The organism is Amycolatopsis sp. QT-25 (assembly GCF_029369745.1).
Taxonomy (GTDB): Bacteria; Actinomycetota; Actinomycetes; order Mycobacteriales; family Pseudonocardiaceae; genus Amycolatopsis.
Genome location: NZ_CP120210.1, coordinates 4369601 through 4382668, shown reverse-complemented (window position 1 = coordinate 4382668; position 13068 = coordinate 4369601). Strand labels below are relative to the sequence as shown.

At 66.9% G+C, this 13068-nt stretch carries 13 protein-coding genes; 5 read left to right on the top strand and 8 right to left on the bottom strand.

What is annotated here, in order from left to right:
- Positions 1-535: 535 nt before the first annotated feature.
- From P3102_RS20160 to P3102_RS20145, 4 genes are read right to left on the bottom strand one after another with little or no spacing between them, the layout of a single operon-like run.
- Complete coding sequence (locus tag P3102_RS20160) at positions 536-1681, bottom strand: geranylgeranyl reductase family protein (protein ID WP_276360845.1); 1146 nt, start codon at positions 1679-1681, stop codon at positions 536-538.
- Positions 1681-2724, bottom strand: a complete 1044-nt coding sequence (locus P3102_RS20155) for an NAD(P)/FAD-dependent oxidoreductase (protein WP_276360844.1) — start codon at positions 2722-2724, stop codon at positions 1681-1683. Before P3102_RS20155 ends, P3102_RS20160 begins: the two co-directional genes overlap by 1 nt.
- Positions 2717-3238 (bottom strand): isoprenylcysteine carboxyl methyltransferase family protein, encoded by a 522-nt coding sequence (locus tag P3102_RS20150; protein WP_276360842.1) that lies wholly within the window; start codon positions 3236-3238, stop codon positions 2717-2719. Before P3102_RS20150 ends, P3102_RS20155 begins: the two co-directional genes overlap by 8 nt.
- Positions 3232-4299: a 3-oxoacyl-[acyl-carrier-protein] synthase III C-terminal domain-containing protein gene (locus P3102_RS20145; RefSeq protein ID WP_276360840.1), complete on the bottom strand. Its 1068-nt coding sequence runs from the start codon at positions 4297-4299 to the stop codon at positions 3232-3234. The genes P3102_RS20150 and P3102_RS20145 overlap by 7 nt, the downstream gene beginning before the upstream one ends.
- A 27-nt stretch (positions 4300-4326) precedes the next feature.
- On the opposite strand from P3102_RS20145, the gene P3102_RS20140 reads away from it, so the two are divergent.
- Positions 4327-5208, top strand: a complete 882-nt coding sequence (locus tag P3102_RS20140; protein ID WP_276360839.1) for a UbiA family prenyltransferase — start codon at positions 4327-4329, stop codon at positions 5206-5208.
- Between the two features lie 287 nt (positions 5209-5495).
- Here P3102_RS20140 and P3102_RS20135 read toward each other — a convergent pair whose 3' ends face one another.
- Together P3102_RS20135 and P3102_RS20130 are read right to left on the bottom strand one after the other, a co-directional pair.
- Complete coding sequence (locus P3102_RS20135; protein WP_276360837.1) at positions 5496-5897, bottom strand: RidA family protein; 402 nt, start codon at positions 5895-5897, stop codon at positions 5496-5498.
- Positions 5894-7384 carry an FAD-dependent monooxygenase gene (locus tag P3102_RS20130; RefSeq protein WP_276360835.1) on the bottom strand — a complete coding sequence of 497 codons (1491 nt, stop codon included), beginning with the start codon at positions 7382-7384 and terminating at the stop codon, positions 5894-5896. Before P3102_RS20130 ends, P3102_RS20135 begins: the two co-directional genes overlap by 4 nt.
- Positions 7385-7479: 95 nt before the next feature.
- Between P3102_RS20130 and P3102_RS20125 the strand changes: the two genes are divergently transcribed.
- Together P3102_RS20125 and P3102_RS20120 are read left to right on the top strand one after the other, a co-directional pair.
- Positions 7480-8127, top strand: coding sequence for a TetR/AcrR family transcriptional regulator (locus P3102_RS20125; RefSeq protein ID WP_276360834.1), 648 nt, complete (start codon positions 7480-7482; stop codon positions 8125-8127).
- A gap of 288 nt (positions 8128-8415) precedes the next feature.
- Positions 8416-8859 carry an Lsr2 family protein gene (locus tag P3102_RS20120; RefSeq protein WP_276360832.1) on the top strand — a complete coding sequence of 148 codons (444 nt, stop codon included), beginning with the start codon at positions 8416-8418 and terminating at the stop codon, positions 8857-8859.
- A gap of 411 nt (positions 8860-9270) precedes the next feature.
- On the opposite strand, the gene P3102_RS20115 is transcribed toward P3102_RS20120, so the two are convergent.
- Positions 9271-10257 carry an alpha/beta fold hydrolase gene (locus P3102_RS20115; protein WP_276360830.1) on the bottom strand — a complete coding sequence of 329 codons (987 nt, stop codon included), beginning with the start codon at positions 10255-10257 and terminating at the stop codon, positions 9271-9273.
- Positions 10258-10319: 62 nt separating this feature from the next.
- Here P3102_RS20115 and P3102_RS20110 point away from each other — a divergent pair, with 62 nt between their 5' ends.
- The gene (locus P3102_RS20110; protein WP_276360829.1) at positions 10320-10859 is read left to right on the top strand and encodes a helix-turn-helix domain-containing protein; all 540 of its coding nucleotides are present in this window, start codon (positions 10320-10322) and stop codon (positions 10857-10859) included.
- A gap of 368 nt (positions 10860-11227) precedes the next feature.
- Here P3102_RS20110 and P3102_RS20105 read toward each other — a convergent pair whose 3' ends face one another.
- Complete coding sequence (locus tag P3102_RS20105; protein WP_276360827.1) at positions 11228-11461, bottom strand: SRPBCC domain-containing protein; 234 nt, start codon at positions 11459-11461, stop codon at positions 11228-11230.
- A 360-nt stretch (positions 11462-11821) separates the two neighbouring features.
- On the opposite strand from P3102_RS20105, the gene P3102_RS20100 reads away from it, so the two are divergent.
- Positions 11822-12463, top strand: coding sequence for a TetR/AcrR family transcriptional regulator (locus tag P3102_RS20100; RefSeq protein ID WP_276360825.1), 642 nt, complete (start codon positions 11822-11824; stop codon positions 12461-12463).
- Positions 12464-13068 lie beyond the last annotated feature (605 nt).

Sequence of the window (13068 nt, the reverse complement as noted above, 5' to 3'; positions counted from 1 at the left end):
CGGCTCGTTCGCCTGTCATCAGATCAGGACCCGGGCGAGAGGGTGCGCATCGAGGATTTCCTCGGCCTCGTTGGCGATGATTTCCATTGAGCCAAAACGGTTTTTGAGGCTCTCGGCCACACGCAGGAGGATTTTGTCCGCTGCGCTGGTGTCAGCGACGATGACGTCTGCTCGCCGAGCGTGGCGAGGATGTTCTCGACCAGCGCCACCGGACGGCCGCCGAGTTGTCCCTTGGCCGGACGAGTACGGCAACGATCATCCCAGTTGACGATCTCTTTCCATACTCAATTCCACATTGGACGGACGGTAAGGAAAGAGAAGCCGTGCACAAGTACGTGCGACGCGGATTGACCGCCGCGCTGCTGTCCGGCGGATTCGTCCTGCTGGGTAACGCGGTGGCGAGCGCGGCCATCGGGAACTCGGGAATCAAGCATCGACATGGCGCCGGAACGCGAACGGTCACCTCGCCAAGGTGCCGGACCTGCGCATCGAAGATGCCGACCGGCGCGATCATCATGGTCGACTGGAACCCGGATCAGAGCGCTTCGCCAGAACGCCGCGTCAGGGCAGTGAGCAACATCGTGATCAGTGAGAGATCGAGGGTGCCCGCTCCGAGGCCGATCTCGATGACGCGGTCGAAGGCACGCTGGTCGTCGCGGGCGGCCGCGGTGGCGACGTCGACCAGCCGTGGCGTACGGGCGAGCCGGGCGAGGATGTCGGTGTGCCGCAGATGTCTGCCGAGCCGGTGCCGCAAAGCCTGGCGGTAGGCGCGGGCAGGATCCGATGTCGCGGCGGAAGCGCCTGCCAGGGCGCCGGAGAGAACCGCGTAGTAGATGCCCTCGCCTGTCAGTGGATTGATCAGCGAAGCAGCGTCGCCCGCCAGCAGTACCCTGCCGCGCGCGACACAGGGCCGGCCGGGGGAAAGGGGCAGGCGGTGCCCGCGTAACCGAACTGGCGGTAGATCCGGGAGGAGCCCGTATAAGCGTGCGGTCAGATCCGCCCGGGACGGTGGTGCGGTTCGAATGAGTTCGCCGTAACCGACGTTGGCGGTGCCGTCCCCGGCCGGGAACACCCAGGCGTAGGCGGGCCAGTGCGCGCTGGCCATGACGAGCCGTTGTTCACCGGGCGGCCAGAGACCCGCGTGGGTGTATCCGCGCAAGGCGATCGCGATGGTGCCTGCCCGGGGTTTTTCGGCGCCGCATTGTCGTCGGACGACCGATTCCGCACCGTCCGCGCCGATGACGGTCCGGGCGCGGATCGTGCCGTCGACGAGGACCAGCTCGTCCTGCTGGACGAGTGTGCGGACACGATGGCGTCGGAGTACCGCGCCCTTCCGTTGAGCGGCCTGCACGAGCCTCGCGTCGAAGAGCGCGCGAGGGATGACGAAGGCGGGCCGCGCGAAATTCCGCTTGGCGTGCAGGCCTTGTGGTGATGTGAGGCTGAGTGTGGTGATGGGCCTGGTACCTGCCGCGAGTTCGGTGACCGGCACCCCGAGATCGGCGAGAACGTCCATCGAGTGCGGTGCGACCCCGTCACCGCAGACCTTGTCCCGGGGGAAGTCGGCGGTGTCCAGCATGAGTACGCGCGCGGACGGATTCGCGTTCAATGCGGCGATTGCCGCCGTCGTTCCCGCGGGTCCGGCGCCGACGATCACCAGGTCCCACTCGGCCACGTCGCGCATCAGCGTGCGAGCTGGTCGACGACGGCGGCGAACAACCGAGGGGCACGGGCGGCAGCCGGCACGATCCGCGGTGCGAACGCGGGCCGTCCGCGCGCCCACAGCAGTGTTTCGGTCAGCCAGCGTGACCGTCGCGAGGTCCGCTTCCAGACGTGGTCGTAGGCGGCGGGCCGGTCCGCCCGCAGGCAGCGAACAAGTGCCGCCGCAGTGGTGAGGGAGACCGCGAGTCCTTCTCCGGTGAGGGCGTCGACGTAACCGGCCGCATCCCCGGCGAGCAGGACACGACCGGCGACCCGGCTTGAGGTTCGCTGCCGGAGCGGGCCGGCGCCCCGGACCGACGAGACCGGTTCCGCTCCGGAAAGGCGTGCCGCGAGGTCGGGGAAGGCGGTGAGTTGTTCGGAGAACCCGGCGCGGACCGAGGACAGGATCGCCACGCCGATCGTGCCCGGTCCGACCGGCGTCACGTAGGCCTCGGATCGATCCGCCCATGTCACCTCGACCGCACTGGAGAACGGGGCGAGGGCGTAGTGACGGCGCAGCCCCCAGCGGTGCCTGCCCTCGGACCTTGTGGTGCCGGTCTTGGCGAGGCCGGCGAGGTCGCGGACCGTGGAGTGCAGCCCGTCGGCGGCGACCAGATAGCGCGCTCGCAGCTCACCCGCCCGTACATGCCCATCGTGCTGGGTGAGTTCAGTGATCGCCATCGGCAGGACCGGTACGCCTTGTCGGTATATTCCGGTACGGAGGGCGTCGTGGAGTGCGGTGCGCCGTACGCCCAGGCCAGAGCCGGCGCGGAACATCGCGTGCGCGACCGTCGCTCCCTGCCGGTAGGTGATGCCCTCGATCGGGTATCCCGGCGGATCGATGCCGAGCGCCGCCAAGGCGCGCACGGCGCCCGGCATGAGCCCTTCCCCACACGCCTTGTCGATCACACCGGTGCGCTTTTCGCACACCACGACGTCCATGCCCGCCCGCGCACAACCGAGTGCGACGGCGAGCCCGGCGGGACCACCGCCGACCACGATCACATCGTGCAGATGATCAGGCATGCGCCGACCTCAGCGCCCGGTTCTCGGCGCGGATCCGAACCGTCAGCAGCCCGGCGTTCAGCACACTGAACACGAGGGCCGTCAGCCAGGCGCCGTGCACGAGCGGCAGGGCGAAACCCTCGACGACGACCGCGACGTAGTTCGGGTGAGGCAACAGGCGATAGGGGCCGCCGGTGACGCGGGGGAGCCCCGGGACGACCACGATGCGGGTGTTCCACTGACGGCCGAGAGCGCGGATGCACCACCATCGCAACGCCTGTGATGCGAGCACCAACGCCAGCATCAACCAGCCCAGCACCGGCGTGAAGACCCGGCCGGCCAGCCACACTTCAAGCAGGCAACCGGCCAGTAGCCCGGTGTGCAGCACGACCATGAAGGGGTAGTGCCCGAACCCGGTCTCCCGCCCTCCCCGCGCCAGACTCCAGGCCAGATTGCGTTTCGCGACGACCAGTTCGGCCAGCCGTTCCGCCGCGACCAGTCCTACCAGGACCGTGTACCAGATTTGGCTCACCATTGCAGCAACACCAGCTCGGCGCAGAAACCCGGGCCCATCGCCATCACCACACCCCAATCACCGGCGGACGCCGGTCGGTCGGCGACGGTGTCGGCGAAGACGTGCAGCACCGAGGCCGACGACAGGTTCCCGATCCGGTCCAGCGAACTCCATGTCATCGCCAGATCGTCCTCGTCCAAGCCCAGGACCGTCTGGATCGCCTCGATCACCTTCGGCCCACCGGGATGACAGATCCAGCGCGCGACATCGCCGATGTCCAATCCGTGCCTGGCCAGCAGGTGCTCGACATCGCCCGCCAGGTACTTGTGCACCAGTTCCGGCACTTCCGCACCCAGCACCACTTTCAACCCGGTGCTGCCGATGTCCCATCCCATCGCGCGTTCAGAGTTCTCATACAGGTGGCTGACCGAATCCACAACCCGCGGTCCTGTCCTCGCGGCTCGATGCCTGTCGCCCACCGCGACCACCGCGGCGGCGCCGTCACCGAACAGTCCGGACGCGATCATGTTGGCGGCACTGGCGTCCCCACGCTGGACGGTGAGCGAGCACAGCTCGACAGAGATCAGCATCGCCACCGACGTCGGCCAGCCACGCAGGTAGTCGTGTAATCGCGCGATACCCGCCGCTCCGGCCAGGCAACCCAGCCCGACGATCGGGATCCGTTTGACGTCTGACCGCATCCCGATCCGCGACGCGATGCGGGCGTCCAAGGAGGGCACGGCGATGCCGGTCACCGTCGTGGACACCACGAGATCCACATCGGAGGGGGCGAGGCCTGCGTCGTCGAGAGCGGCGAGCGCGGCCTCGCAGCCCAGGTCCACCGCGACCGAGAGGAACGCGTCGTTCGCCGCGGTGAAATTATCGAGGTTCTCATAGTTTTCGATGGGCATTGCCAGGTGACGGGTGCTGACCCGCGCGCTGGTGTGGAACCGGTTCGCCACAGCGCGCGCGGCCGAGTCCGGCAGGCAGAGTCTGCCGAATAGTTCGGTCAGTTGCGCCTGGGGATAGCGATGCGGCGGAAGGACTCCATGGACCGCCGAAATTGTCGTCACCTCTGTCACGGTACGGCTTCGGCCTACACTCGGCAGATGACCGGTTCACCGACCGCACCGGACGGCGCTCCACCCGACGCGGGCACCAGATCCCGGCGGCAACATCTGTGGCGGGGTCTGGCTGGTGCGTGCCATCCCGTTCCGGGACTCGCGGTGACCTTGGTGTCGGTGATCCTGGCCGTGGGTACCGGGCTCGACGTGGCCAAGGTGGGTTTGCTCGGTGCCGCGGTGCTGACCGGCCAGCTGTCGATCGGCTGGTCCAACGATTGGATCGATGCCACACGGGACCGCGCGGTCGGGCGGCCGGACAAGCCGGTCGCTGCCGGAACCGTCCCACCGGTGGTGATCGCCGGAGCCGCGTCGGTCTCTCTGATGGCGGCGATCGTGCTGTCGGCGCTGCTGGGACCGGCCGCAGCGGTGGCGCTCTTGATCGTGGTCGTGGCTGGGTGGGCGTACAACCTCGGGCTCAAAGCCACGATCTGGTCCGGAGCGACTTATCTGCTCGCTTTCGGTGCGCTGCCTGTCGCGCCGTACGTCGCGTTGCCCGGGCAGCCGTGGCCGCCGTGGTGGATACCGATCACCGGCGCACTCATCGGGTTCGGCGCCCACTTCGCGAACGTTCTGCCCGACCTTCGGGCGGACGCGGAAACCGGTGTACGCGGTCTGCCGCACCGATTCGGCCCCCGAAACGGGGTGATCGTCATGGCCACGGCACTGGCCACCGCGTCGGTGATCCTCGGCGTCGCCCCCGCCACGACTTCCACGGTGTTCGCGCTGACGGTGTCGGGGGTGGGGATCGCGTTGGCCGCCGCGACCGCCGTGGCCGCGGTCCGGGCACCGCTAAGCCCCGTGGCGTTTCGGCTGACGATCGTGAGCGCGATCCTGGATGTCACGCTACTGATCGTCATCACTGCTTAGAGCGCTCGTGTCTTCTCTGCCGGGGTTCCGACGCAATGCGCGCCGGCGTCCGCGCCGGAGAAAGCCCATGTACATCCCGAACGAGCCACTTCCTCAGGCTGGCCAGAACCACGTGAACCCACAGCGGACGCATGGCAAAAGACGTACGCGACATTAAAGGTTGTCCCGTAATGATCGAGTGTGTCGGCGGATATGGGTGCGGTGTGTCCTTGATCGGACACACCGCGCCGCGATCCGGTCCCACACCCAGGCGCCACACCATGATCCGTGCACTAGGACGTAATGGCTCATCGGGTGGCCATCTTCGCGACGACGTCGACCTCGACCAGCACGCCGGGTTCGAACAGCGCGGCGACCCCGACCAGGGTGCTCGCCGGAGGCCGGGACCCCCCTTGGCGCAGTACCGCGAAGAGCCCGGAGAGCACCTGGGGGTGGTAGTCCACGACGTACACGGTTTCCTTGATGATGTGCTCGCGTCCGCAACCGACGGCCGCGAGCGCGGTGTCGAGGTTCCGCGCGATCTGCCGGATCTGGGACACATGGTCCGTTCCGCACAGGTTCCCCTGCTCGTCCCAGGCGACCTGTCCGGACAGGAAGACGAGGTCGGCGCCGGAGACGAGCACGACGGGGGTGAAGCCTCCGGGAACGTGGTGGAGACCTGCGGGCGTCAGGTACTCGGGATCGGTCATCGCCGCACCGCCGCACGATCAGGGGTTCCAGCCCAGGCCGTGAGCCCAGCTTCCCGGCTCGCGGAGTCCGGGAGGTCGTTTTCGCGGCGAACCCACGCGATATGGCCGTCCGGCCGGACGAGCACTTCGCCGACGTCCTCGGCCCAGGCCCGATCGTCACCGGTGGCTACCGCGATCCGGTCCTTCCATCCCTCGGTGACCTGTGCCGCGCCGTCCCCGGTGAAGTCGACGTAGCCGAATGTGCCGCTGTGCACCAGTTTCGAGACTTTCGTGCCTGGTGAGCACAGGGACAGATCGGGCATGCGGGTGCCGACGAGCGGGTCGTCGTCCGGTGCCGGGTAGGACGTCGCCAGCGCGGACACGAGACCGGCCAGCCGGGCGTTGACCTCGGGGAGGTCCAGAAGGGAGTCCAGCAGCCCGCGCAGCGCGATCACCGGACGCCGGTAGTCGGGTACCAGGGTGAGTTCGAGCAGCAACGTCTGGGCCTGGGTGTTGTCGGCGACCAGTTGTCCCACCGGGAAGCGCTCCGCGTGGTAGGTGTCGAGCAGACCCGGCGGGGCCCAGCCCTTGATCTCGGCAGCGAGCTTCCAGCCCAGGTTCATCGCGTCCTGCAGACCGGTGTTGAGGCCCTGCCCGCCTGCGGGAAAATGGATGTGCGCCGCGTCGCCGGCGAGGAACACCCGGCCGGCCCGGTAGTTCTCGGCCAGCCGTGTGGCGTTGCCGAAGCGCGACAGCCACTGTGGCTCCGCGACTCCGAAGGACGTACCCGTCAGTTCCACCAGCGCTTCGCGGAACTCTTCGAAAGTCACCGGTTCCGCCGGCGGGATACGCATACGCCCCGGACTGGTGACCACGAAGCGGGTCACGCCGCCGGACAGCGGGGCGATCAGCACGGGGACTTGCCCGGCCGCGGCGATCTCCTCCTTGTCGGAGACGGCGAAGTCGCCGAGCATGGTGCTCATCGTGCTGTCCGATCCCGGAAAACCGATGCCGGCGCACTCCCGGACCTTGCTGCGGCCACCATCACAGCCAACGAGATACGCCGCGCGAAGGCTGAAGTCCCCGTCAGGCCCCACTCCCACGACGTCGACTCCGTCGCCGGTCTGAGTCAGCGACACGACTTCGTGCCCATAGGAGATTTCGGCTCCGAGTTCCCGTGCACGATCTTCGAGCAGTCGCTCTGTCCGGGCCTGCTCCAGGAACAGGGTGTGACCGTGGCGGGTGTCGAGGACGGAGAAGTCCAGTTTTCGTGGCAGGCCCGCGAAATGCCAGCTCGGGACGGTATGGCCGACGGCGAGAAAGCGATCGGCGATACCGCGCAGGTCGAGGATCTCGATGCTGCGGGGATGCAGTGTGAGGGCGCGGGACTGCCCGTGCCGCGCCTCCTGCCGTTCGAGTATTCGGACCCGCAATCCGGCCAGCGCGAGTTCGGCGCCGAGCAACAGGCCCGTCGGGCCCGCTCCGCTGATCACCACATCGGCATCCACGGTCGTCTCCTCTAATTTATGAACAACGTTCATTATATCGCTCAGTGTCCTGGGCGACCGAGAAGTTGTCAACACGCTGCTAGGCTCGCCCGAACATGACCGCGCACCAGCCCCGCACCCGAGGACGGCCGCCGTCCGCCGACCGGGACCACGTCACCGCCGCCGCACTGCGGCTACTCGAGGAAGTGGGCCTTGACGGGCTCACCATGCGGAAACTGGCCACTGCGGTCGGCGTCCAAGTGGGGACGCTCTACGGCTATTTCCCCACCAAGCGGGCATTGCTGACCGCCATGGCCGAGGCGATGCTCAGCGGCTGCCGTGGTGTGGGCGAAGGAATCGCTCAACCGCGTGAACGGGTATGGGCCCTCGCAAGAAGCCTACGCACAGCACTCTTGTCCTATCGCGACGGAGCGCGGGTGTACGCGGGCACGCACGCCATCGGACCGAACACCCTGGGATTCGCCGAAGCTCTCAACGGCGCTCTACGGGAGACCGGGCTCGACGCCGCGGCGGCAATGCGGATCGCGCTCTTGATCCTGCACTTCGTCACCGGCCATGCCCTCGAGGAGCAAGCGGCGATCCAATCCGGCCCGGATCTGCCCGCCGGCATCGAACAGTTGCACAAGGCGATCCAGGACGGCGAATACTCCCATCTCGCCCAGGGTCAAGATCACCTCACGGGAACGGATCTGACCGAACTCTTCGAACAGGGCCTACGGTTGCTCACCGCAGATTTGCCCTGATGATCAACTGTTCCGGCTGGTTCGGCCTTCTTTGACCAGCCATGAACGACGCACGTGGGTGATGCCGCGCGATGAGGGGACGAGTTGGCACCCTTCATCGAAGTAGACAGTGGTGATCACAACACGTTCCTCGCGCGGAGGCCTTGGCGAGCAGGCCGCCGTCGAGCTGCCACCAGACGGCCTCCAGTGGTTGCTGCGCTGGGCGACTGGGACACGGATGAGGTGCGCAGGCTGCGGGGAGTTCGGCGGCGCGTAGGGGCGTCGTTCGATTTTTTGAATGCTGTGTAAATGGCTCAGAAGGTCAGTGTTCAGATCGTCGATGATCTCGATGGCGGTGAGGCGACGCAGACGGTGCCGTTCGCGCTCGATGGTGTGCTGTACGAGATCGATCTCTCCGACGAGAACGCGCAGGCGCTGCGTGAGGAGCTGGAGCGTTACGTCGAAGCGGGAACCCGCACGGGTGGACGCAAACTTCGTGTCGCTGCGGGTCAGTCCACTGCTGAACACGGCCGTGCTGCGGCGTCCACGGATCGTGAGCGTAACCGGCAGGTCCGGGCGTGGGCGTCGGCGAACGGATACGCCATCGCCGGCCGTGGGCGTGTCCCGCACGAGATCTACGAGGCGTTCCATGACGCCGGGCCGGTCGATGACGTGGAACCGGAACCGGTGGAGGAAGTACCGGTGAAACCGACCGGCAAACGCGCACCGCGGAAGAAGAAAACGGACAGCTGACAGGTTCCTTCGGCGACGTCGGACCCCGGCTCCGGCGTCACTATCGAGTGCGCCGAGTACCAGGGCGTGGGCGCGAGAATCTGGGCAAAGGCCAGTTGGGCAGCGTCGCCTTTCGTCAGCTCTGGCTTCAGGCTTGGTCGTCACGTGGTGCGGGGACCGGTTGCGCGCCGATCGCTTGTCCGGGACGCGGGTGCGGGGCGGTGAGGCTACCCCGCACCGGACCACCATCTGCCAGGGGTGGCATGACGTACCTGGCGTCGTGCGGTCAACGCCGAGGTTGCAGGTGATGGCGTAGGTGTTCGTGAGGGCCGGCACGTGGCGCGCGCGGTCTCGGCCAGGGCACACGCACCGGATAACTACCCGGCCACCGGTATAGGTGACTCTGTCTCGCGCAGTGCGGGTCAGCGGCGGTCAGTTCGAACGCGGGTCCTTGAGCCAGTCTGCGATGTCGGTGATGACTTCGGGGTCCACGTGGTGCGGATGTGCGTAGTCCTCGGGCATCGATGGTCCGGTCCCGGGGAAGAACATGTGGTCGTCGGCGGTGTAAACGCGGAATGTGACATCCGGCTTGCCGGCGAGGCCGGCCCGCCATCCGGCCAGATCGCCGTCGATGGTCAGCTGGTAATCGCGCTCTCCTTGGAGGAAGAGCATGGGCAGATCCAGCGTCGCGGCGACCGCCACCGGATCGTAGGCCCGCATGTCCAGCCAATACGGTGCGGGCATCCCGAATGGGAGCTTGGCGGCGGGCGTGGCGGGTGAAAGATCCGGGCTGTCCACCAGTTTCGCGTGTTCGGTGGCCGCTTCGACGGTGGGCAGCAACGCCGCGGTCGCCGGATCGGCCTTCGTCAGGTGTTCGATGACACGCACCATCGACCATTGCATCGGCACCGTGTCCCCGGCGAGAACGACAAGACCGGCCACCTCGGCTCCGGCGGCGGCCACCCGCGGCGCGAACTTGCCGCCCATGCTGTGCCCGATCACGAAAACGAGATCAGCGTTCACTGTCGGCAGCCGGCGCAGGATCTCGATGCCCGCGACGGCGTGGGGAACGTATTCCTCGGTCGGCGTGAATTCCGGTGTGGCCGCGACCTGTTCGCGGTGCGTGTAGGTGACCTTGTCGAAACGCAGGACCGCCACACCGCGACTGGCCAAACCCCAAGCGATGTCCTTCAAGTTCTTGTTCGGCCCTGCCGTGCCGTCCCGATCGAACGGCCCGCCGCCGGCGAGTACCACGGCCGCCGGATGGGGGCCCTCGCCGTGCGGAAGGGCGATCGTGCCTTGCACGGCGAAAGGGCCCGAACCCACGGTCACCTCTTGTTCGTCGAACAGAGCCGGATCCGCATAGTCCGGCGATCGCCACACCTCGAGGTCCGTATTGGTCGGTTCGTTTGACGCCATACTGTCCTCCACTCCAACGTTCTCAACTTTGAGAACGTTATCACGAGTGAGAGCATAGGGTCATGGACTCTCTGGAACTGCTGGCGCACCCGGTGCGGCTGCGGATCGTGCACGCTCTGTCCGGCGGGCGGATCCAAACGATCGCGCAGCTGTGCGCACGCTTGACGGACGTGTCGAAGGCGACCGTGTACCGGCACGTCGATCTGCTCGCCACCGCGGGGGTTCTCGAGGTCGCCGCCGAGCACCGCGTGCGGGGCGCCGTGGAGCGGAGCTACCGCCTGCGCCCGGAGCGCGCGACCATCGACGCCGACGCGGTCGCCGCGGCAACACCCGAAGACCACCGCGAGATCTTCGCCCTGGCCATGGTCACCCTGCTCGCCGAGTTCGCCAACTATGTCGACCGGGAAGACGCCGATCCGGTCGCCGACCTGGTCGGCTATCGGCAACACGCGGTGTGGCTCTCCCATCAGGAGGCCGCGGCCCTGATCGAGGATCTGCGGGCGGCGATCCTTCCGCGCCTGCGCAACTCGGCCACTCCCGATCGTGCGCAGTATTTACTGAGCCCGATCCTGTTCCCCGCCGGCGGTCAGGCCGACACGTAGACGCGCGTTGAGACAGCTCGCTCGGCTGCTCCGTGGTCGCTCTAGTGGTGGGGAAGCGAAAAGTATTCAGCAGGATGGGAGTTACCGTGCCGGCGTGGCGGAACGACAGCCGGAGCCGGGGCGGATTCATCGTCGCGGGTCGGCGATCTATGAGGTCGGTCATTGCTGCTTTGCCAATCGCTGTAATCGGCCCTGATGACCTCGAACATCGACCAAGTAAGTAGTGGTTCGACAGCGAGCGCGCGCCGCGCTTCCGCGAGCCTGTCGATAGGTGACCTGGCCCCGTCGCGCAGGAAGTGCTGCCCCGACTCCGCAGGCAGCAACGGCGCGATCGTTGCCCAGGCCTTGTTCGTCAGCTCACCACGCAATCATCTACACACAATCATGGAGGAAATCCGCAGGACACGCCCTAGGCGGAAGTCCCCGGTGACCGACTTCAGCCAACGGTCCAGCCGCTCGGGGTCGGTGATGGCGTTCCACACGTCCTCGATCGGTGCGTCGTAGCGACGCCGCAACTCCATCGTGTAAGCGTCGCCGGCAGGCAAGGCCGCTGTTCCCATCGTCCGGCGCGCGGCGGCCAGTTCGTCAAGCACGTCCTTCATGTCGTCTTCCTTTTCTCCGGCGAATCGGCCTTGTCGACACCTGAGGTCCGGGACGCGCGCCTGCTGCGGGCCAACTCGGTGCCCAGGGCATCGAGTCGCTGGTCCCAGAAGCCGCGGAACCGGTCCAGGCACACGTCGACCTCACTCAGTGGCGAAAGTGCGGCTGGAGTAATAGGCGGTCGAAGTTCCACTCGACCATCACCAGCCGCCCCGCAGGCGCAGAGCGCGAGAATCACTCGAGGCTGATCAGCGGTGAGAATGCCGGTTGGCCTGGTGTAGCCAGACACTTGCGACAGGCGGGCCGGGCCTCGGCTGAATTTTGGGGTCGACTTAAAGTTTGCAGTGTGCTTGACTTATGTCATGGTGGAGGGGCTGAGGGAGCGGAAGAAGCGGCAGACGTTGCGCCGGATTTCCGACGTCGCGATCTCCTTGTTCGTGGCGCGCGGATTCGATCAGGTGACGATTGCGGAGGTCGCGGAGGCGGCCGAGGTTTCGCCCAACACCGTCTACAACTACTTCCACACCAAGGAAGACCTCGTCTTGCCGCCAGAAGCGGCGTCGCACCGGCGATTGGCCGGAATCGTGGCCGCGCGCGGCGTCGGCCGATCGGCCGCGCGCGCGGTGCTCGTCCATCTGCGGCAAGAGGTGCGCGACCGCGAACGAACCGTCGGCCTCACGCCCGGGTTCGGTCGGGTATTGGCGATGATGCTCGCCACGCCCTCGCTGGCCGCGCGGTTGAGTGACCTCGCCGTGCAGAATGTCGACGAGCTCGCCGCCCTGCTCGCCGAGGAGACCGGTGCGCCGGCCGGGGATCCGGTGCCCCGGCTGGTCGCGAGTCAGATCGGGTGGTTCCACTCGCTGATCTTCGCTGAAATCGGCACCCGCACCTTGGCGGGGGAAGAGCCTGACGCGATCGCCGAGCCCGTGCTCACGTTGCTCGACGCCATCGAGGACCTGCTCGGGAAACGCGTGCTGGAATATGCCGTTCGGGAGGTGTCCTGATGATCGAGCGGTGCGCCTGACGCACTACCTGGTCCTCGGCAAGTTCAGGATTTCGTACCTTTCCCGCCAACGTTACACGTCGCGCTCGGAATGGGCACTGGTCCACATTCATTCATCTGCTCTTGGCTGTTGAATGCTGTGGCAGATCGAGCGGTAGAACCACACTACGGTGATTCCTTGTACGCAGTCAGGAGAGGTAGGTGCCGGTTTCGTTCGCTTTATTAGGCGGGGTTTCGCGACGGCCAATAACGCACCGGTCGAGCTGGGGCCTGCGAGGCAGCGCTGCGTGCCGGCGGTGCTTTTGGCAGAAGCGGGAGTGCCCGTGCCCGCGTCCGTTCTTGTCGAGCGAGCAAACCGGTAACGGCTGGACGGCCCAATGCAACTCGGGTACAGGTGGGTAAAAGGCCACAGTGATCTGCACGCCTCTGGGCGGGGGGCCGGACGTCTTTCGCGAACCGGGATCGTGGACGGCGATCGGTGAGGCTTCCTGCGTGTTCTGCCCGCCGCTCACCAGCGTCCGCACTGGCGAAATCTTTCTTACCGGTACCTGAAGACAGTCCACAGGGGAGCGTGAGAGGTATCGAGTGCGGCGCAGCCGGCCCCTG